The sequence below is a fragment of the Kocuria sp. SL71 genome, assembly GCF_026672465.1.
Lineage (GTDB): Bacteria > Actinomycetota > Actinomycetes > Actinomycetales > Micrococcaceae > Kocuria > Kocuria palustris.
On sequence record NZ_JAPPRE010000001.1, the window covers coordinates 712130 to 731927 of the forward strand.

The 19798-nt window shown below is 70.1% G+C and carries 21 protein-coding genes, 1 tRNA gene and 1 pseudogene; 14 read left to right on the plus strand and 9 right to left on the minus strand.

Translation table 11 applies throughout. The features are described 5' to 3' along the window. Positions 1-101 precede the first annotated feature (101 nt). The 4 genes from nadD to OVA15_RS03355 all read left to right on the plus strand — a co-directional run bounded on the left by nadD (position 102) and on the right by OVA15_RS03355 (position 2366). Positions 102-704, plus strand: coding sequence for a nicotinate-nucleotide adenylyltransferase (gene nadD / locus OVA15_RS03340; protein ID WP_235444616.1), 603 nt, complete (start codon positions 102-104; stop codon positions 702-704). Between the two features lie 64 nt (positions 705-768). Next, on the plus strand, positions 769-1692 hold the full coding sequence (locus tag OVA15_RS03345; RefSeq protein WP_268143056.1) for a hypothetical protein: 924 nt from the start codon (positions 769-771) through the stop codon (positions 1690-1692). 52 nt (positions 1693-1744) lie between these two features. Further along, positions 1745-2134, plus strand: coding sequence for a ribosome silencing factor (gene rsfS / locus OVA15_RS03350; RefSeq protein ID WP_268143058.1), 390 nt, complete (start codon positions 1745-1747; stop codon positions 2132-2134). 159 nt (positions 2135-2293) lie between these two features. Next, positions 2294-2366, plus strand: a tRNA-Ala gene (locus tag OVA15_RS03355). A gap of 251 nt (positions 2367-2617) precedes the next feature. On the opposite strand, the gene OVA15_RS03360 is transcribed toward OVA15_RS03355, so the two are convergent. After that, positions 2618-2803 carry a DUF3024 domain-containing protein gene (locus OVA15_RS03360; RefSeq protein ID WP_235586730.1) on the minus strand — a complete coding sequence of 62 codons (186 nt, stop codon included), beginning with the start codon at positions 2801-2803 and terminating at the stop codon, positions 2618-2620. Positions 2804-2955: 152 nt separating this feature from the next. Here OVA15_RS03360 and OVA15_RS13215 point away from each other — a divergent pair. The 3 genes and pseudogenes from OVA15_RS13215 to OVA15_RS03370 form a co-directional block, all read left to right on the plus strand. Then, a pseudogene (locus OVA15_RS13215) lies at positions 2956-3177 on the plus strand (helix-turn-helix domain-containing protein); the annotation flags it as partial. A gap of 25 nt (positions 3178-3202) precedes the next feature. After that, positions 3203-3577 (plus strand): MmyB family transcriptional regulator, encoded by a 375-nt coding sequence (locus OVA15_RS13220; RefSeq protein WP_326493257.1) that lies wholly within the window; start codon positions 3203-3205, stop codon positions 3575-3577. Between the two features lie 181 nt (positions 3578-3758). Further along, complete coding sequence (locus OVA15_RS03370) at positions 3759-4559, plus strand: alpha/beta fold hydrolase (RefSeq protein ID WP_268143060.1); 801 nt, start codon at positions 3759-3761, stop codon at positions 4557-4559. A 41-nt stretch (positions 4560-4600) separates the two neighbouring features. Here the strand turns inward: OVA15_RS03370 and OVA15_RS03375 are convergent, their stop codons facing one another. Together OVA15_RS03375 and OVA15_RS03380 are read right to left on the minus strand one after the other, a co-directional pair. Next, a complete protein-coding gene (locus tag OVA15_RS03375; RefSeq protein WP_326493258.1) occupies positions 4601-5857 on the minus strand; it encodes an FAD-dependent oxidoreductase in 1257 nt (418 codons plus the stop codon). Between the two features lie 148 nt (positions 5858-6005). Further along, entirely contained in the window at positions 6006-6596 is a 591-nt protein-coding gene (locus OVA15_RS03380) for a sugar O-acetyltransferase (RefSeq protein ID WP_268143062.1), read from the minus strand. A gap of 163 nt (positions 6597-6759) precedes the next feature. On the opposite strand from OVA15_RS03380, the gene OVA15_RS03385 reads away from it, so the two are divergent. Continuing rightward, entirely contained in the window at positions 6760-7611 is an 852-nt protein-coding gene (locus OVA15_RS03385) for an Ltp family lipoprotein (protein WP_268143064.1), read from the plus strand. A gap of 93 nt (positions 7612-7704) precedes the next feature. Here OVA15_RS03385 and OVA15_RS03390 read toward each other — a convergent pair whose 3' ends face one another. Beyond that, positions 7705-8130, minus strand: coding sequence for a winged helix-turn-helix transcriptional regulator (locus OVA15_RS03390; RefSeq protein ID WP_268143066.1), 426 nt, complete (start codon positions 8128-8130; stop codon positions 7705-7707). Positions 8131-8242: 112 nt separating this feature from the next. Between OVA15_RS03390 and OVA15_RS03395 the strand changes: the two genes are divergently transcribed. Next, a complete protein-coding gene (locus OVA15_RS03395; RefSeq protein ID WP_206390093.1) occupies positions 8243-9097 on the plus strand; it encodes an SDR family oxidoreductase in 855 nt (284 codons plus the stop codon). A 112-nt stretch (positions 9098-9209) separates the two neighbouring features. On the opposite strand, the gene OVA15_RS03400 is transcribed toward OVA15_RS03395, so the two are convergent. Both OVA15_RS03400 and OVA15_RS03405 read right to left on the minus strand, forming a co-directional pair. Next, on the minus strand, positions 9210-9539 hold the full coding sequence (locus OVA15_RS03400; RefSeq protein ID WP_024290587.1) for a hypothetical protein: 330 nt from the start codon (positions 9537-9539) through the stop codon (positions 9210-9212). A 109-nt stretch (positions 9540-9648) separates the two neighbouring features. Then, positions 9649-10542 (minus strand): EamA family transporter, encoded by an 894-nt coding sequence (locus tag OVA15_RS03405; protein ID WP_268143070.1) that lies wholly within the window; start codon positions 10540-10542, stop codon positions 9649-9651. Between the two features lie 110 nt (positions 10543-10652). Here OVA15_RS03405 and OVA15_RS03410 point away from each other — a divergent pair, with 110 nt between their 5' ends. Together OVA15_RS03410 and OVA15_RS03415 are read left to right on the plus strand one after the other, a co-directional pair. After that, a complete protein-coding gene (locus tag OVA15_RS03410; protein ID WP_268143072.1) occupies positions 10653-11495 on the plus strand; it encodes an MSMEG_6728 family protein in 843 nt (280 codons plus the stop codon). Positions 11496-11564: 69 nt separating this feature from the next. Then, positions 11565-12626, plus strand: coding sequence for an NADP-dependent oxidoreductase (locus tag OVA15_RS03415; RefSeq protein ID WP_268143075.1), 1062 nt, complete (start codon positions 11565-11567; stop codon positions 12624-12626). 22 nt (positions 12627-12648) lie between these two features. On the opposite strand, the gene ppk2 is transcribed toward OVA15_RS03415, so the two are convergent. Both ppk2 and OVA15_RS03425 read right to left on the minus strand, forming a co-directional pair. After that, complete coding sequence (ppk2, locus tag OVA15_RS03420) at positions 12649-13503, minus strand: polyphosphate kinase 2 (RefSeq protein WP_268143078.1); 855 nt, start codon at positions 13501-13503, stop codon at positions 12649-12651. A gap of 116 nt (positions 13504-13619) precedes the next feature. Beyond that, the gene (locus OVA15_RS03425; RefSeq protein WP_268143081.1) at positions 13620-14180 is read right to left on the minus strand and encodes a DUF3817 domain-containing protein; all 561 of its coding nucleotides are present in this window, start codon (positions 14178-14180) and stop codon (positions 13620-13622) included. 156 nt (positions 14181-14336) lie between these two features. Here OVA15_RS03425 and OVA15_RS03430 point away from each other — a divergent pair, with 156 nt between their 5' ends. Next, on the plus strand, positions 14337-15431 hold the full coding sequence (locus OVA15_RS03430) for an App1 family protein (protein WP_061711273.1): 1095 nt from the start codon (positions 14337-14339) through the stop codon (positions 15429-15431). A gap of 43 nt (positions 15432-15474) precedes the next feature. Further along, the gene (locus tag OVA15_RS03435; protein ID WP_268143083.1) at positions 15475-17013 is read left to right on the plus strand and encodes an aldehyde dehydrogenase family protein; all 1539 of its coding nucleotides are present in this window, start codon (positions 15475-15477) and stop codon (positions 17011-17013) included. A 94-nt stretch (positions 17014-17107) separates the two neighbouring features. Here OVA15_RS03435 and OVA15_RS03440 read toward each other — a convergent pair whose 3' ends face one another. Beyond that, entirely contained in the window at positions 17108-18733 is a 1626-nt protein-coding gene (locus tag OVA15_RS03440) for an SLC13 family permease (protein WP_268143085.1), read from the minus strand. Between the two features lie 135 nt (positions 18734-18868). Here OVA15_RS03440 and OVA15_RS03445 point away from each other — a divergent pair, with 135 nt between their 5' ends. Next, positions 18869-19798 carry a LysR family transcriptional regulator gene (locus OVA15_RS03445; protein ID WP_268143088.1) on the plus strand — a complete coding sequence of 310 codons (930 nt, stop codon included), beginning with the start codon at positions 18869-18871 and terminating at the stop codon, positions 19796-19798.

The following is a 19798-nucleotide window of genomic DNA, read 5'->3' on the forward strand; positions in this document are numbered from 1 at the left end:
GCATCGTGGCCGAGCGCCAGTCGCAGGATCCAGCGCGCGCTCGGGTCCCGCAGGGGATCCAGGTGCCGCCGCGGCGCCCCGGGCGCACCAGGCTCGGCGTCATGGGCGGCACGTTCGACCCCATCCACCACGGGCACCTGGTCGCCGCCTCCGAGGTGGCCGCAGTGTTCGATCTGGATGAGGTCGTGTTCGTGCCGACCGGCCAGCCCTGGCAGAAGTCCGGCTCCGAGGTCTCGGACGCCGAGCACCGCTATCTGATGACCGTGGTCGCCACGGCGGCCAACCCTCGCTTCAGCGTCTCGCGCGTGGACATCGATCGCCACGGGCCCACGTACACCGTGGACACCCTGCGGGATCTGCATGAGCTGCGTCCGGATTCGGACCTGTTCTTCATCACCGGCGCGGACGTCCTCAGCGAGATCCTCTCCTGGCACGGCGCGGAGGACATCTGGGAGCTGGCGCACTTCGTCGGCGTCACGAGGCCCGGCCACGAGCTCAGCGTCCCCGAGGGCGCCGGCGATGTCGTCCTGCTGGAGGTCCCCGCCATGGCGATCTCGTCCACGGACTGCCGCGCCAGGGTGCGCAGCGGTCAGCCCGTCTGGTATCTGGTGCCGGACGGCGTGGTCCAGTACATCGGCAAGTACGGTCTCTACCGTCCCGGTGACGACCACCGCTGGCCCGCCGATACCCTCGGCACCGCTTGAAGACCCCCCACGCGTACATTCATCCCGCCGCCCGCTCATACGGGCGAGCAGATTCGAGGCACCGATGAGCGACGGCCGGTTCGCACAGGACAGCGACGCTGCACCGGATGACATCACCATCCCGGATCCCACCGACCCTGATCAGCAGGGCCTGAACCCGCCGGCGCCGGTCATCGACCTGGGCGGCGACATCGCCGTGGGCCCGAGCCGCCCGCTGGGCCCACGGCGCCTGGCGCTGCTGCGCGAGCAGATGGCCGAGCACCAGCAGGAGATCGAGCGCTCCGGCGCGGAGGACCCCGCGCACGTGGATCCCGTGCTGGCGCAGAAGCAGCGGCGCATGGCCGAGCTCGCCTCTCGTGCCGCGATCTCCTCCGAGGAGGACCGCCGGCTCGCCGACGAGGCGATCGCCCAGACGCAGAGCATCCAGCCCATCACGGACGAGTACCTGGCCTCCCTCGACGACCAGGAGGCCCACGAGACCCAGCCCGGGACGTCCTCTCTCGAGGAGGCGCCCGAAGAGGTCTCGGAGCAGGTCGAGCAGCCGGACCGGGCCTCTGATGAGGCTCCGAGCGACCCCGCGATCCAGGCGACGCCGTGGAGCGAGCCCGTTCCGGTCGTGCCGGCATCTGAGCCCGCCGAGGAACCGGCCCGCGATGACCTCGAGGAGTCGTCGGAGACTGCTCAGCCGAGCGACTCCGCCGAGGCGGTCGAGGAGCACGCGTCCTCCCTGGAGTCCTCGGAGGGCGCGGAGGCGAACGCGTCCGAGCAGAGCTCGCCGCAGGACGCAGCAGGGGCTGCCGGTGCCGCTGCGAGCGATGACGAGCAGGCGCCGTCGGAGCCCGTGCGCGCCGTCAATGCCCAGGGCCTGCAGCTGATGGACCCCAAGGACTACCGCACGCCGTCGGATTGGCGCACGCCGGTGCTGACGATCGCGGCGATCCTGGTCCTGGCGCTGCTCGCGGTCCTGATCATCTTCTTCATCCTCTGAACCTGAGACACACCACCATCCATCGCCGCTGGCGATCGAGAGGAAGCACTGCATGAGCATTCCCGAGACCTCCCTGGAGTACCTCCGCACGGCGGCGCGCGCTGCTGATGACAAGAAGGCCGAGAACATCGTGGCCATCGACGTGAGCGAGGCGCTGGCCATCGTCGATTCGTTCCTGATCGCCTCGGCTCCCAACGAGCGCCAGGTGGCCTCGATCGTCGATGCGATCGAGGATGAGCTGCAGGACAAGCACGATCTGAAGCCCCTCCGCCGCGAAGGCCGCGCCGAGGGCCGCTGGGTGCTGCTCGACTTCGGCGACGTCGTCGTGCACGTCCAGCACGACGAGGAGCGGGCGTTCTACGCGCTCGAGCGCCTGTGGGGCGATGCTCCCGCGATCGACCTGGGCCTGGCCGAGGCCGCGGCAGAGCCGTCGGCAGGCTGAACCGGCGGGGGAGCGGCGGCCGATTTGCACGGCCGCCGAGCGTCCCCTACTATTTAACGCGTTGCCGAACAGGAGACCAACTCAGCGGGAACGAGCAGGAACTCTCGATGAGGGATTCAGCTCGGGAACGTGGTAGAGTTTCCGGGTCGGAAACGGCAAGGGGCTGTGGCGCAGCTGGTAGCGCATCTGCATGGCATGCAGAGGGTCAGGGGTTCGAGTCCCCTCAGCTCCACCGAAGGAATACGAAGGGCCGCACCGGGAGGTGCGGCCCTTCGTCGTTGTCCTGATGATGTCGTTCTGGACCATCGGGCCAGAGGCAGGAGGGCGCCGAGGGGACGCATCTGAAGGCCTTCGGGGCCTGAGGCACGGCCGATGAGTCCCCTCAGCAGCGGTGGGTGCCCACCTGCCGAGCGACACCACGGGCCATCAGATTGTGGCGCTCATGCAGCGGGGCTGATCGACGGATTCCGGCGTCGGAAGCCCTCAGCGCCAGAAGATGGCGAAGCGTGCCCAATCACCCTGGCCGTCCCACGGGGGTCTCGTCTCGAAGATCGTGACGTGGCGCTCGGCTGCGTCCACCTCGACGCGCACCTGATCGCGCAGATGCTCGGGCACTTGCTCACGGCACAAGCGCTGGATGCGCGGCAGATCCTTTTCGGGGACAGCCATGCCTGCCTCCACACCTCTTCTCCGCTCATTGCGGAGCTCGTGAATCCCACCGCAGGCGATGGAGCAGGCATCGTCGGCGCCGTGAGACGTTCCCTCAGCGGGGTGCTGAGCAGGCCCCCTTCGCTCGGCCGGTCCTCCTATCGGGGGGGGGCATGGACATTCGCGACGACATCCGGGACTTCCTCGCCACTCGGCGGGCCAAGCTCACGCCTGCCGACGTCGGCCTGCCCACCAGCGCCCGTCTCTGGGTCCCCGGCCTGCGGCGCGAGGAGGTCGCGGTGCTCGCGGGGGTCAGCACCGAGTCGTACACGAAGCTCGAGAAGGGCCACATCGCAGGGGTCTCGGAGGAGGTCCTGGCCGCCGTCGCCGATGCTCTGCGCCTGGACGTGATCGGCGTGAATGCGCTGGGCAGGGCCCTGCACGCGCCCATGTTCGACAGCCCCACGGCCAGGGGGGGGGCGGGCGAACTTCGCGCGCTACCACTTCCTGGACCCCGGTTCTCGGGAGTTCTTCGTCAACTGGGAGGGCGGTGCCGTCGCGACTGTCGCGCTGCTGCGGGCCAAGGCGGGGCCTGCGCCGTACGACATGGCGCTGCGGGAGCTGATCGGAGAGCTCTCCACGGTCAGCGAGCAGTTCAGCGCGTACTGGGGCTCCCACGACATCCTCATCCGCCATGAGGGGCGGAAGGGGCTCCAGCACCCCGCCGTCGGGGAGCTCGAGCTGACCTACCAGTCCACGGAGATCCCCTCGCTCAGCGGGCCTGGCACGACCTGACCTTCTGCACCGCGGAGCCGGGGACGGCGCACGAGGAGCGGCTCAGGCTCTTGGCGAGCTGGCACGCCACGGGCGCAGCTCAGGAGCCGGACACCGGCGCATCTCTGCATCCGGGCAGCTGAGGCGTTCCTCTCAGAGGACGGTCTTGGCTCTCGGCCCCGCCGGAGTACGGTGGTCTGTCATGAGCGAGGAGCCGCAGCAGGCTGACAAGCGGATCGGGACCGTGGAGACCGCAGACGGCGCGCGGCTGCAGTGGGCGTCGTATGGCGAGGGCCCCGGTCTGGTGCTGATCGCGGGTCAGGCCACCACCCACGTCAGCTGGCTGCATGTGCTGCCGCAGCTGGCGCGCAGACGGCGGGTTGTGGTCTTCGATCATCGCGGCGTGGGGCGCAGCACGCTGGGGGAGCCCGACGGGCTCAGCACTCGGGCGCTGGCCCAGGACGCGCTCGCCGTGATGACGGACGCCGGTCTGGAGCGCGCGGATGTCTACGGCCATTCGATGGGCGGGCGCATCGGTCAGTGGCTGGCGATCGATGCGCCCGAGCGCGTGCGTCGGCTGGTCCTGGCCAGCACCACCGGAGGCGACCGTCGGGACGGCCCTCGCGGACCGGGGATCGACGCCGCCCTGGCCTCCGGTGACCGCAGGACCATGACGCCGCTGTTCTTCACCGACGGCTTCGCAGCCCAGCATCCAGATGTCGTCGAGCAGTTCTTCGCCCGCGACGCCGATCTCACCGCACGCCGAAGGCACTTCCAGGCCAGCCGCGGCCACGACGCCTGGGGCGACCTGCCCCGGATTCAGCCGCCCACGCTGGTGCTGCACGGAGCCGACGACCAGGTGACACCTCCTGACAGCGCCCGGCGCCTCGCCGAGCTCATTCCGAGTGCCCAGCTGCGGATCCTGGAGGGACAGCGCCACTGCCCGCACCTGGAGTCGACGGAGGCGCTGGAGGCCGTGGAGGAGCTCCTGGCGTCTGACTGATCTTCCGGGGGCGCCGGTGCGCCGACAGGGTTGCCGCTGTCTCAGGCGCTCTCGCCCGGATAGGGCTTCAGCTCGCCGAGCACCTCGTTGAGCGCCTCCGTGCTGGAGGGATGGGTCCAGATGCCGTTCAGCAGCTCGTCGGCGGTGACACCCGCGCGGATGGCCAGGGCCACCAGGTTGATCACCTCCTGCGAGTCGAGGCAGAACAGCGAGGCGCCCAGCACCTGCCGGGTCTGCGCGTCCACAGTGAAGGTGATGACGCCGTCGGTCTCGCCCACGATCTTGGGCCGCGGCATAGCGGCGATCGAGGCCACGTCCTTGGCCGCGTAGAGAACCGAGTGCCCTGCACGCACGGCTTCCTCCGGGCCCATGCCCACCTGGGACAGCGGGGGAGTGAGGAATCTCGTGCTCGGCACGGCCACGCGGTCGGCGCGGCTGCGCTGCCCGGAGCCGATGAGCTGATCCCAGACGATGCGGTGGTCGTCCAGGGAGATGTAGGTGAACTGCGGGCCGCCGTTGACGTCGCCCACCGCGTACACGCCTTCCGCGCTCGTGCGCAGCTCATCATCGACCGCCACGAAGCCCCGGTCGTCGGTCTCGATGCCGGCTGCCTCCAGGTTCAGGTCGGCGGTGGTCGGGGTGCGGCCTGCTGCCACCAGCACGGCATCGGCCTGGACCTGGCCGTCGGCCAGCTCCAGCACGAGGGCCTCGCCGTCCTGCCGGATCTGCTGCACTCGGGCGCTCTGCCGCACGACGACGCCGGCCTCCGTGAGCACCTGGTGCACCGACTCCGCCACGACAGGCTCGGCGCGGCGCAGGAAATGCTCGCCGGAATCCAGCACGGTGACCTGGGATCCGAAGTGCTGGAACATCTGGGCGAACTCCAGTCCGATGAACCCGCCGCCGATGATCGCCAGGCGTTGCGGCAGGGGATCCGCGTGCTGGATGGACGTCGAGTCGTAGACCCGCGGCAGATCGATGCCGGGGATGTCCGGGTGCGCGGGCACGGCACCGGTGCCCAGCACGACCGTCTCCGCGGTGATGATCAGCTCGCCGTCGGCCGTGTCCACCGCGACCTTCCGCGGGCCGATGAACCGAGCGGTTCCGTCCACCAGTTCTGCCTGGCCCTCGAGCATCCTGTGGTTGGCCGCATTGAGCTTGCCGATCAGCGAGTCGCGCCCGGCCACAGCCTGCGTGAAGTACTCCTGCGGATCATCCTGCGGGCGGCGCCGCTGCGCCGAGACGATCAGATCCTTGGTGGGAACGCAGGCGATGTTGATGCAGGTGCCGCCGTACATCTAAGGGCTCTTCTCCACCATGGCCACGGACCTGCCGGTCGCGGCCCAGCGCTTGGCGAGCGTCTTGCCCGCCTTGCCCCAGCCGATCACCAGCAGTTCGACGGACAGCTCTGAGCTCATGGACGTGCTCCTTCTGGGGGAATGGGGGTCAGTCGGCCTGGATCTCGCGGATGACCTTGGCGGGGTTGCCGACGGCGATCACGTTCGCGGGCAGATCCCTGGTGACCACGGATCCTGCACCCACCACGGTGTTCTCGCCGATGCTCACGCCGGGGCACACGATCACGCCGCCGCCGAGCCAGACGTTGTCCCCCAGCGTGATCGGCTCGGCATCCTCGAGCTTGTCCCGTCGAGGGCCGGGCTCCACGGGGTGGGTGGGCGTCAGCAGCTGGACGTTGGGTCCGAGCTGGCAGTCCTCACCGATGGTGATCGGCGCGACGTCCAGGGCAGTGAGGTTGAAGTTCACGAAGGACCGGGCGCCGATGCTGATGCGGCTGCCGTAGTCCACAAAGAGCGGCGGGCGCACGTCCGCGTCCTCACCGAGGTGCCCGAGCAGCTCCTCGAGCAGCTCGCGGGAGCCGGGATCGACGTTGACGACGGCGCGGTGGAAGGCATCGGAGAGGCGCGTGGCGCGGCGGGAGGCTTCAGCGAACTCGGGGCCATCGGCGATGTAGGGGTCGCCGTCGAGCATGCGCTGCCAGTGGCTGCGGTCGTCACCTGCGAAGTGATCGTTCGTCATGCTCCGAACGCTACGCGGGGCCGCCGACGTACCGCGGAGGATCGCTGGGCAGGCGCGCCTGCCTGCCCCCTGAAGATGTGATGTAATTCATATCATCTGCTACGGGGTGCCGATCTTCGGTGCGATCCGAGGCCTCACTTCATCGCCGAGGAGCACAGCAGCCATGGGACAGCGCGTCCGCAGGACCACCGCAGGGATCGCAACGGGACTGGCCGCCGTGCTGCTGCTCAGCGCCTGCGGCTCGGGGGAGGACGCCGAGAAGGACTCGACGTCCTCCGCCTCCGCCTCCGCATCTGCCTTGCCGAGCGCTGAGCCGACCGAGATCGAGACGCCCACCGAGACCGCCACGGAGGCATCCTCCGCGCCGACCGATCAGCCTGCCGCCGAGCAGCCGGCGGAAACCCCGGCTGAAGCTCAGGATCCTTCCGCCGGGCCGACTCCGGACGAGACTCCTGTCCCGGCGGACGTCGGGCAGGACCCCTTCGCCGAGGAGTCGGGCGTCGGTCCGGCCCCGGGTGAGGTCCCGGTGCCGGCGGACGTCGGTCAGAACCCGTTCGGCGAGGACGCCTCCGCAGGCGGCCCCGGGGCTGTGCCGCAGGGCACGGCGACGGCGGCGGCGCAGAACTATCTGGACTTCACGAACTTCTCCCGCAGCGGCCTGATCGAGCAGCTCGAGTACGAGGGCTACTCGAACTCTGAGGCCACGGCGGCGGTGGACGGGCTGAACGTGGATTACGCCCAGCAGGCCGCTGGAAGTGCACAGAGCTACCTCGACATGACCGGCTTCAGCCGCTCCGGGCTGGTCGATCAGCTCGTCTATGAGGGATACACCCCTGACCAGGCCGAATCCGGGGTGAGCAGCCTGAGCGTGGACTACTCGGAACAGGCGGGCCGGTCGGCACAGAGCTATCTGGATCTGATGCCGATGTCGCGCGCGGAGCTCGTGGATCAGCTGATCTACGAGGGGTACACGCATGAGGAGGCCGCCGCAGGAGCGGACAGCGCCGGTCTGTGAAGCGCAGATCGGCGACGGGCCGGCAGGTGGCCTGACGGTCCCAGGCCTGTGGGGCCGAGATCGACGGCTGCCGACGACGACTGCGCGGGCTGGTCACGCGCAGTCGTCGTGCACCTTCCGGGCCTCCAGCACGGCGGGCAGATCCGCCTCGATCGTGGTGATGAGCGCAATGAGAGGCTCGGCCACGGCCGCGCCGAGTTCCGTCAGGGCGTAGTCCACGTGCGGCGGGATGGCGCTGTGCACGGTTCGCACCACCAGGCCGTCGCGCTCGAGCTCGCTGAGAGTCTGGGAGAGCATGCGGTCGCTGATCCCCTCGATGGCCCGGCGCAGCTCGCCGAAGCGCGCAGGGCCCTCGTTGCGAGAGAGCGCGACCATGGTCAGGGCGCCCCATCGGCCCGTGACGTGATGCAGCACGGAGCGCGACGCGCAGGCCTTCGCCATGACGTCCGCGCCGAGCTCGGCCGACGGCTGCGCGGCCTGCCCGTGCTCGGTTCCTGGTGTCGTCTTCTGCGCTGCCATGTCCTCCACTGTAGCGAGTGCACTTTCGAATATGTCGGCACGTGAAGATACGCAGTGCTTACGAAAAGTAAGTGCTACGGTGTGCAAGAACACCGAACCGAAGGAGAGCATCATGAGCATCGCCGTCACCGGAGCCACCGGACAGCTGGGCCATCAGGTCATCGAATCCCTCATCGAGCGCCAGGTCGCGCCGGAGGAGATCGTCGCCGTCGTGCGCAATGCCGACAAGGCGCAGGACCTCGCCGAGCGCGGCATTCGGATCGCCGTCGCCGCCTACGAGGACGCCGACGCCCTGAAGGCCGCTCTGGAGGGCGTGCAGCGCCTGGTGATGGTCTCCGGCAGCGAGATCGGCAAGCGCGTGGCGCAGCACTCCAACGTCATCCAGGCTGCTCAGGCGGCCGGTGTGCAGCTGATCGCCTACACGTCGCTGCTGGGTGTCGAGACCTCGACCCTGAACCTGGCCCCCGAGCATCGGGAGACCGAGCAGCTGCTGGCCGAGTCCGGCATCGGCCACGTGCTGCTGCGCAACGGCTGGTACTGGGAGAACTACGCCTCGGCGATCGCCCCGGCCCGCGAGTACGGGAAGATGTTCGGGGCCGCCGGAACGGCCCGTGTGAACGGAGCCTCGCGCAGGGACTACGCCGAGGCCGCCGCGGCCGTGATCACGATGGAGGCCCAGGAGGGCCGAGTCTACGAGCTGGCCGGCGACCCTGCCCTGAGCTACCCCGAGATCGCTGCGCGCATCGGCGGGCTGCTCGAGCGCGAGGTCGACTACATCGATCAGACCGTCGAGGAGTACGCGCAGGTGCTGCAGCAGGCCGGTCTGCCGGAGCAGGTCGCCGGGTTCGTCGCCGAGATGGACCGCGGGATCGCCGACGGCGCCCTGGAGTCGGACAGCAGGGATCTGCAGACCCTGCTCGGGCGCCCGGCCACCACGATCGCGCAGGCGCTCGCGGACTCCGTCTGAGCTGAACAGGTCTGCCCGGGGCCGGCAGCACCGAGGGGGGTGCGACGCCGCGATGGCGTCGCACCCCCCCTCGTCGTCGCCGTGATCGCTGCCAGAACGGGGCGATCCCGGCTCAGAGCGCGGCTTCGACCTGATCGGCGAAGGTCTGGGCGGACTTGGTGTTCTTCTTCTTGTCCATCAGCGCCTTGGGGGAGCCCGGGCTGTTGTCGTAGTCGACCGTCATCCGCGTTCCGCCGCCGGCCTCCTCCAGGGTGATCGCCAGATGGGTGCCCCAGCTCAGGGCTGTGCGCTTGGTGGTGATGTCGAAGCGCAGCCGATCGCTGCTGACGGCGTCGATGTGGTGGCCCTCCGATCGGGCCGTGGACTCGATCGCCTCGCGGACGCGATCCAGAGGCGCGGGAAGGTCCTTGCTGAGGGTGCCGTTGGAGGCGAAGAGTGCCATCGGGGGGCTCCTGTCGTCGGGGGTGGTTGCGTAAGCATAGATCTCCCGGCGACAGGGTCGGCTGCCTCACTCGTGTGTGACGCGGTGCGGACCCGCTGTGACCGGTGCCTCAGGCGGCCGAGGGCTCGGGGTCGGCGCGTGTGCGCCCCTGGCCCAGGGTGACGCCCATGCTGGCCAGGACCACCAGGCTCACCGCCGCGATGCTCAGCACTCCAGCACCCTGGCCGAGCAGGACCCAGCCGACCACCGCCGCGATCGCGGGCTCCAGGCTCAGCAGCACGGAGAAGACGTCGCTGGGCAGGCGGCGCAGCGCAGCGATCTCCAGCGAGTACGGGAGCACCGAGGACAGCAGCGCGGCCGCCAGGGCGAAGAGCAGCAGCCCGGGCTCCTCGACAACCCGCACCGCTCCCGAGGCGCCGATCGGCACCACGACGACTGCGGCGATGATCATGGCCGCACTGAGCCCGCCGAGTCCGGGGACCTGCTTGCCCGTCTCCGCGCTGGCCAGGATGTAGAGGGCCCAGAACGCCCCGGCGAGCAGGCCGAACACGACGCCCAGCGGATCCAGGGAAGCCGCGGTGACAGCGGACTCGACGCCCAGCAGGGCCATGCCGATGAAGGCCAGCGCGACCCAGAGCAGATCGCGGGAGCGTCGGGACAGGCACGCCGCCAGCACCAGGGGGCCCAGGAACTCGATGGCCACTGCCGTCCCCAGCGGGATGCGCTGGATGGCGGCGTAGATGAAGCCGTTCATCCCGGCCAGGGCGAGTCCCAGGGCGATCACGGAGCGCCACTGCAGCCGGTCCCACGCCCGGATCCTCGGGCGGGCGGCCAGCAGCATGAGACCGGCGGCCAGCAGCAGCCGCAGCGCGCTGGCGCCCCACGAGCCGAGGTCGTCGAAGAGCTGGGCGGCGGCTGCCGCGCCGACCTGGATCGACAGACAGGCGGAGAGGACCATCGCGGCCCCGGGGCCGGTGGAGCGGGCAGTCGACTGCGCGCTCACGAGGACGGGCTCATCGGGGTGGTGGCGGTCATGGGCTCAGCATGTCGGAGCCGCGGCTGTCGGGGCCAGTCGGGCTGTCTCGTCGTCTCCCGCCGGTAGGCTGAGCCGCTGTGCAGACCTTCCTCCCGCTGCCGAGCCCGGCTGACTCCGCCCGCGCTCTGGACCGCCGTCGCCTGGGCAAGCAGCGCGTCGAGACGCTGCAGATCCTGCGTGCGCTGTGCCTGCCGGACTACGGCTGGGGCACGCACCCGGCCGTGCTGATGTGGTCCGGACATGTGCCCGGGCTGGTGTCCTACGGACTGGCCATGGTCGATGAGTGGGAGGCCCGCGGCGGGCGGGATTCCACGCGCTGGAAGATCGCCGAGTTCGCTCCGGAGGCGGCCCGCAGCCCGGCGGCCCTGCCGCCGTGGGTGGGCGACCTGGAGTTCCACGCGGCGCACCGCTCGTCGCTGATCGCCAAGGACGAGCAGCACTATCGCCCGCTGTGGCCCGAGACCCCCATGGGCCTGGAGGCCGTCTGGCCGAGTCCGCCCAGTCCGCACGAGAAGCCGTTCGAACCCGGCCCGGGTCGGCGCGCCTGGGTCGTGGCCGGTCCCGTGCTGGAGCACGATGCCCTGCTGCTGCCCGCCGAGCCCGCGCCCGGGGACACCGCAGCCCAGCGTCGACGCCGCCCGGGGCAGCTGGAGCGCCTGCGCACCGAGGCCCAGCCCGGTGAGGAGGTGCTCATCCCGCTGTCCTCGGCCTCCGCCGAGGGACCCGCGTTCGGGCGTGAACGAGATGAGGCGCAGGAGGGTCTGCACGAGCCGGTGCTGCGGGGTCGACTCGGCGCCGGGGAGCACACCGACCACGGCATCCGCCGCGAGGTCGAGTGGCTGGAGATCCTCTCCCGCGATGCTCTGGAGGATCCGTGGCAGCTGCAGCGCCCCCGCACCGTCTTCCCGATCCGCCGCTGACAGCGCATTTCGCCACGGGCTGAGCGCTGCGGTGGACGCACCGGGGCCGGCAGGCGGACAGTGGTGTCCATGAGCATTCCCACTGTGAACGATCTTGCCGCCTCCGCCCGCAGCACCCGTTGGGTGTTGGCCGCTCGACCCAGCGGCTGGCCCACCGAGGACGACGTCCGCCAGGAGACCGTGGAGCTGCCGGAGCTGTCCGACGGCGAGATCCGCGTGGTCAACGAGGCCATCTCCGTGGATCCCTACATGCGCGGTCGCATGAACGACGGCCCCTCCTACGTCCCGCCCTTCGAGCTCGGCGAGCCGATGGACGGCGCGGCGGTGGGTGTCGTGGTCGCCTCCCGGTCGGACGAGGTCCCCGAGGGCACCCGCGTGCTGCACGGACAGGGCTGGCGCGATGTGGCCCAGCTGCCCGCGGCCAAGGCGCAGCAGCTGCCCGACCTGCGCGATGCCGACGGCCCGCTGGCCGCCTCGAAGTTCCTGGGGATCGCCGGGATGCCCGGCTTCACGGCGTGGCTGGGTCTGACGCGGATCGCGGCCATGCAGGAGGGCGACACGGTGTTCGTCTCGGGTGCCGCCGGCACCGTCGGCTCGGCCGTGGGGCAGATCGCCCGGCTCAAGGGCGCCGCCCGCGTCATCGGCTCGGCGGGCGGTCCTGAGAAGAACCGCATCGTGACCGAGCGCTACGGCTTCGACGCCTGCCTGGACTACAAGCGCGGCGACGTCATGGGCCAGCTCGGGGAGGCCGCTCCGAACGGCATCGACGTCTACTTCGACAACGTCGGCGGCGATCACCTGGAGGCTGCGATCCAGCACTTCAACGACGACGGCCGCGCCGCACTGTGCGGTGCGATCAGCCAGTACAACGACGATCAGCCCGCCCCGGGTCCGCGCAACATGGGGATGCTGGTCACCAAGCGGCTGATGCTGCAGGGGTTCATCCAGGGCTTCTACACCGAGGCCATGGGCGACTTCCTGGCCGAGATAGGTCCCTGGCTCGCGGCAGGGGAGATCGTGGCCGATGAGACTGTCGAGGACGGGATCGACCAGGCCTTCGACGCCTTCCTGGGCATGATGCAGGGCCGCAACGTCGGCAAGATGGTGGTCAGCACCGCCGTCGCCGACTGAACCCCCGCCTGTCCGACGAGGCTCAGCCCTTCTTGGCCCCGCGTTTCTTCTTCAGGGAGGGCTTCTTCTCGGCCTCGGCCTCCACCTCGGCGGAGTGGTCCGGGACGGCGCGCTGCAGCTCGCGCGGCGGGCGCTGATAGCCCGAGGAGGGCGGGCGCTTGGGCAGCTCCAGCTCCGGGCGCTCGATGTGCTCCCACTGGATGGTGTGCAGCAGGTCGGCGATCATGTTGATCCGCGCCCGCCGCTTGTCCTCGGCCTCCACGATGTTCCATCGCGAATAGGGGAGGTCGGTGTGCACGAGCATCTCGTCGCGGGCCCGTGAGTAGTCCTCCCAGCGGGTCAGCGACTCGAGGTCCATGGGCGAGAGCTTCCAGTGGCGCATGGGATCGGAGAGCCGGGACTGGAAGCGCTTCTCCTGCTCCTTGCCGGAGACCGAGAACCAGTACTTGCGCAGGATGATCCCGTCCTCGATCAGCATCTGCTCGAAGATCGGGCACTGGCGCAGGAAGCGCTGATGCTCCTCCGGGGTGCAGAAGCCCATGACCCGCTCGACCCCGGCGCGGTTGTACCAGGAGCGGTCGAAGATCACGATCTCGCCCGCGGCCGGCAGATGCTCGATGTAGCGCTGGAAGTACCACTGCGTCTTCTGCCGCTCGGTGGGCGCCGGCAGCGCCACGATGCGGGCGGTGCGGGGATTGAGGTACTCGGTCAGGCGCTTGATCGCCCCGCCCTTGCCCGCCGCATCACGGCCCTCGAAGACGATCACGACGCGATTGCCGGTCGACTTCACCCACTGCTGCATCTCCACGAGCTCGGCCTGCAGCCGCAGCAGCTCCGCCTCGTACAGGGACTTGTCCATGAGCTTCGTCTTGGTCATGCCACGACGATAGCCAGCTGTGAAACAGATCACTCAGTCGGGACGGGCAACTTGCCGTCACGCGAAGGGGCGCCCGGCCCATATGGACCGGGCGCCCCTTTCAGCGCTGCGCAGGATCACTCCGGGGAGACCTCCACGGGCGGACCCATGGCCAGCAGGGTCAGGTAGAGAGCCGCCACCACGACGATGACCACGACCGTCGAGACCACCGGATGCCGCAGCAGGGCGGCCAGCAGCTTCTCGAGCGGTCCGCGCGCGGGCTCGTCGCCGTCGTTCCCGCCGCGCAGGCGCCAGCGGTGGGGGAGCAGACCGCGGCGCAGGGCACGGCGCTCCACCGGGATCGTGGCGTAGGGGATCACGGCGCTGAGCAGGGCGAGCAGCCCGTCGGTCAAGGACCAGCGGGCGTCGATCCATACGATCACGACGACCGCGCAGTAGCTCAGGAACACGAAGCCGTGGATGCCGCCGCCCACGGACACCGGCCAGTCGCCCAGATGCAGCGCGTACTTGCCGATCATTCCCAGGATCAGCAGTGTCCAGGTCACCGCCTCGGCCAGCGCCAGGACGCTGAAGAGCCGGTGCGGCGTGACGGGGTCCGCGTGCGGCGAAGGCGCGGCGGGGGCCGTCGTGGGGCCGGTGCTCGGACCGGTGGTGCGGGGGTTCGGGTCGCTCGACATGCCCCCATTGCACCGCATCAGGCTGGACGCGTCCTCCAGGCGCCGCCGTGGAGCGGGCGCCGCATCACAGTCCGCGCAGCCGACGGCTGCGGCACGACGACGGCTGGGCCGGCGTCGTGCGTGGTGAGCCTGGAGGGCTGTGCCAGACTGAGCGCCATGTCGCAGACCCGTCCGGAACAGGACCAGCAGCCCGTCGACCTGGCCACCGATCTGCTCCAGACCATGGACCAGGTCACGCAGGATGCACTGAACTTCGGGTACCGGATCGAGCAGGGCTTCACCCAGTTCCGGCAGCGCAGCGCGGAGCGGCGCGGGGACCGACCCGTCATGATCGCCTTCGACTGCTACGGAACCACCGACCACGTGCGCATCCTGGGCCGTGCCCTCTACAAGACGCACGGGCCGGAGGACCCCACCGCCGAGGACGAGACCTCGATCCGCGGCTGGCGCTCCTTCACCTCGATCCCCATCAGCTTCGCCCACGTGGATGTCGAGATCGAGGGCGTGCAGTTCCGGCTGGTGGCGGACAAGGGCGGGGTGATCGATGCCGACGTGGAGATCAGCCTGGAGCCCGGCGTGCACACCGCGCGGCTGCGCACCGCCGGCTCGGCCTGGGCCACCTCCCGGATCTGGGTGGTCGACGACTCCCAGCGCATCGGCGTGGTCTCCGATATCGACGACACCGTCATGGTCACCGCCCTGCCGCGGCCCATGCTGGCGGCCTGGAACTCTTTCGTGCTCAACGAGCACGCCCGCGACGCCACCCCCGGCATGCCGGTGCTGCTGGAGCGCCTGCGCCGCCGCCACCGCGGCCTGCCCTTCATCTACCTCTCGACCGGGGCCTGGAACGTGGCGCCCACGCTGCGCCGCTTCCTGAGCCGCAACGCCTACCCACCCGGAACGCTGCTGCTCACCGACTGGGGACCCACCACGGATCGCTGGTTCCGCTCGGGGCCCCGGCACAAGGTCGAGAACCTCGAGCAGCTGGCCCGCGAGTTCCCGCACATGAAGTGGATCCTGATCGGCGACGACGGCCAGCACGACCCGGAGATCTACGGGGGCTTCGCGCAGCGCTACCCGCAGAACGTGGCCGCCGTCGTGATCCGCACGCTCTCGCCCACCGAGGCCGTGCTGGCCTCCGGTCGCCTGCTCACCGCCGACGGCCCCGAGCTGCCGGAGGGGATCCCGCTGATCCGCGCGAACGACGGTGCCTCGATCTCGGAGCAGCTCGAGGAGCACGGGCTGCTCTGAGGCAGGACGCTGTGCTGTCGGGGAGGGCCTCTACCGTGGACCTATGACCGAGCGAGGCACCCAGTCCGAGTCCCTGCCCACGGCCCCTTCGTTCCGGCGGCGCGAGCCGCAGCTCAGCGCGGTCGAGGATCTGCCCGCAGACAGCGCCCGGCAGATCGATCGCCTCGTGGAGCGCACTCAGGCGGCCTTCAGCGCCCCGGCGCCGCTCGAGCTGCGGCTGGAGCGCCTGGACCGGCTCGAGCGCGTGCTGACCGGGCACCGTGAGGCGCTGCAGGCGGCGCTGGCCCAGGACCTGGGCAAGTCGCAGACCGAGTCCGAGCTCACCGAGATCGGCGTGACGCTCACCGAGCTGCGCCACGTCCGTCGCAGCCTGGCCTCCTGGATGGCGCCGCGGTCCGTGGGATCGGCTGCGGTGCTGAGTCCCTCCAGCGGCTGGGTCCAGGCGCAGCCCCTGGGCACCGTGCTGATCATCGCTCCGTGGAACTACCCGGTGCAGCTGCTGCTGTCTCCGCTGGTGGGCGCGCTCGCGGCCGGCAACACCGCCGTGGTCAAGCCCTCCGAGCACACCCCGCACGTGTCCCAGGCGCTGAGCCGGGCCCTGGAGCAGGAGCTGCCCGACTGCGTGGGCGTGGTCCAAGGCGGTGTACCGGAGACCACGCGGCTGCTGCAGCACCGCTTCGACCACCTCTTCTTCACCGGCAACTCGGCCGTGGGGCGCGTGGTCATGCGGGCCGCAGCCGAGCACCTCACGCCCGTGACGCTGGAGCTCGGCGGCAAGTCGCCCGTGTGGATCGATGCCACCGTCGATCTGCAGGCAGCCGCCCGGCGCCTGGCCTGGGCCAAGCTGGTCAACGCCGGGCAGACCTGCGTGGCCCCGGACTATGTCATGGCTCCGGCCAGCGTGCTGGAGCAGCTCATGCCGCTGCTCGCGGAGGCCATCCGCGAGTTCTACGGCGAGGATCCGCAGTCCAGCCCCTCCTACGGGCGGATCGTGAGCGCGCGGCACCTGCAGCGCCTGACGCAGCTGCTCGAGCGGGTGCCGGCAGCGGACGTCCTGACCGGTGGGCGCCACGACCTCGAGGACCGGTACCTGGAGCCCACGATCGTGCGCAGCGCACCGGATGGTCCGCTCATGGAGCAGGAGATCTTCGGGCCCGTCCTGCCGCTCGTGGCGGTGGAGGACCACGGCCAGGCGATCGACGTCGTCCAGGTCGGGGAAAAGCCCCTGGCGCTCTACGTCATGAGCCGGGACGAGCAGGTGCGCGCCGACTTCAGCGAGCGGACCTCCTCCGGCGGCATGACGTTCGAGGCCCCCATGGTCCATCTCATCCACCCGCAGCTGCCCTTCGGCGGAGTGGGCGATTCCGGCATGGGCGCCTATCACGGGCGCGCCAGCTTCGACACGTTCAGCCATCACCGCTCGGTGCTGGCCAAGCCCCTGAGCCCGGAGACCCTCAGCGTCACCTTCCCGCCGTACAGCGGTGCGCGGGCTTGGGCAGCGCGACAGCTCATGTCCGCGCCCACGCCGTCCGAGCTGGTGCATCGTCTGCGCCGCCGTCGGGGCGGGCGCACGCGGGACTGAGCCTTCCGCCGTCCACGACGGCCCCCGCAGGAGCACGGCCTCCGAGCCGGGATGGCTTCGGGGGCCGCGCCCTCGGCGGATCAGACCGGGGGCCTCAGCCGGAGAGCCCGACCAGCCCCACCATCACCGGCACCATGGTCACGATGAGGATGATGCCCAGGACATCGAACACCGCGCCCGTGCGGATCATCCGCACCATGGGCACTGCGCCGGTGCCGTAGACGATCGCGTTCTGCGGCGTGGAGACCGGCAGCATGAACCCGAACGACGCCGCGAACGTGGCCGCCATGGCGGGCACCAACGGATCGACCTCCATGGCCTGGCACAGGGGGATGACGATCGGGACGATCACCGCGGCGGCGGCCGTGTTGGAGGTCGTCTCCGAGATCAGCACGGCCAGCACTGCGGAGAACACCGTGATCGCGGCCAGGCTCGTGACCCCCAGGTTCTCGGAGGCGCCGGTGCCGATGGTCTCGGCCAGGCCGGTGTCGGCCAGCATGGAGCCGAAGATGATGCCCGTGCCGAAGAGCAGGATCGTGCCCCAGTCGATCTTGGCGGCCTCGGACCAGGTGAGGGTGGGCTCCCGCTTGGCCCAGTCCTTGGGCAGGATGAACAGCAGGGAGGCGCCGAGCACCGCCACGATGCCCTCGTCCAGGCGGTCGTCCATGAAGATGTAGAGCTCGGAGTCGGTGCCCGCGAACAGGCTGACCACGGCCGGCAGCAGCCACAGGGTGATGGTCACGCCGAAGGCGATGATCGTGTTCTTGGCCGCGCGATCCATGGGGCCCTGGGCTTCGCGCTGCTCGCGGACGTAGTCCTCCACGCCGTCCAGGCGACGGACCTCGGGCCGGTTGAGCAGGAACATGGTCGCGGCGAGAACGATGAACATCCCCAGGCAGATCGGGAAGGCCATGACCATCCACTGCGCGAACGAGATCCGGATGCCCATGGCCTCCTCGATCAGGCCGCGGCCGATCAGGTTGGGCGGGGAGCCGACCGGTGTCAGCAGGCCGCCGACGCTGGCTCCGTAGGCCAGCATGAGCATGAGTGCTGCGCCCACGCGCAGGCGCAGCGGATCGAAGTCCTCCTTGACGATTCCGCGGTCCTGCATCAGCTGGGCGATCACCGCCAGGATGCCCAGAGCGGTCGGCATGAGCATGGCCACCGTCGCGGTGTTGGAGACGAAGGCCGAGAGGATGCAGGTGATCACGCCGAACGCGATGATCACCCGGTAGGTCGAGCGCCCCACGCCCGGCAGTGAGAGCACGAACAGGGCCACGCGCTGGGCGATCCCGTGCTTGAGCATGGCCTGGGCCAGGATGAACGCGCCGATGAACGTGAAGATCGTGGTCGACCCGAAGGGCGCGAGCACGTCGCCGGCCGGGGCCACGCCCAGCACGACGATCGCGCCGACGCCGATCAGGCCGCCCACGGGGATGGGCACCGGCTCGCAGATCCACAGCACGATCACGCCCAGCAGCACGGAGGCCAGCAGATGCTGATCCGGCTCGAGGTTCACGGGCAGCAGCGCGAACAGGATCGCGATGGCGGGAGCGACGAAGAAGCCGGCCGTCTGGCGGGCTCGCTCGAACTTCTCCTCCCGCGGGGAGAGCTTCTGCTCGCTCAGGCTGCGGAACGTCTTGCCGCCGAGCAGGGCGGAGCGCACATCCGTGCGCCGGGAGGCATCCCGGGCCCAGGAGGTGGGGCTGGTGTCGGTCACTGGAGGTCCTTCCTCACGAGGGTCCCCTCACTCTGCGCCTGTGACGCAGGCCACGTCCAAGTCCGGATAGCTACCATTCGCATAGGCAGGGCCGATGAGTCGTTTCCGCGACCCCCGAGAGATGAGGCTGCTTCCATGGACATCCGTCAGCTGACCTGCTTTCTGGCCGTGGTCGACCACGGCGGATTCACCCGGGCCGCCGAGCACCTGTACCTCGCCCAGCCGTCGCTGTCCCAGACGATCAAGGGGATGGAGTCCGAGCTGGGTGTGCCCCTGTTCCACCGGATCGGCCGAGGCGTGGTGCTCAGCGAGGCCGGGAAGGCGCTCGTGGGACCCGCGCGGATCGTGCTGCGGGATCTCGAGGTGGCGCGCAGGGCGGCCGCGGAGCTGTCGGAGACGCTGACGGGCAGGCTCGAGTTGATCGCCATGCCGTCGCCGGCCATGGAGCCGCTGACCACGCTCGTGGCGGGATTCACCGCCGAGCGCCCGAGCGTGCGGATCGCTGTGGAGGCGGCCTTCACCCCGGAGCAGGTCGTCGACGCGGTGCGCCAGGGCTCGGCCGAGCTCGGCCTGCTGGGCACCCCCGAGCCGTTCCGCAGTGCCGCGGTGGATGTGCAGCCGCTGCCGCGGCAAGACCTGGTGATCGTCCTGTCTCGGCATTCGCGGGCCTTCGATGGTCTCGAGGCCGTGCCTCTGGCGAAGCTGTCCGGACAGCCGATGATCGCGTCGCAGCGCGGCTCGCTCATGCGCCAGGTCCTGGACGAGGCGCTGGCCGAGGGCATCGACCTGCGCATCGTGGTGGAAGCCGCGCACCGGACCTCGATCCTGCCGCTGGTCATGGCCGATGCGGGACACGCGATCCTGCCGTCGTCGTGGATGCCCATGGCCCGGGCGATGGGCCTGACGGCGCTGCCTCTGGATCCGCGGCCGCCGCTGCACATCTCGCTGATCAGCCGCACCGCCGATCTGACCCCGCTGGCCGTCGCCTTCCTGGGCCATGCCCGCGAGCACGCTCATGAGGAGGGCCCGGACGGAGACGAGCTCCCGACCCCGGAACTTGGATAG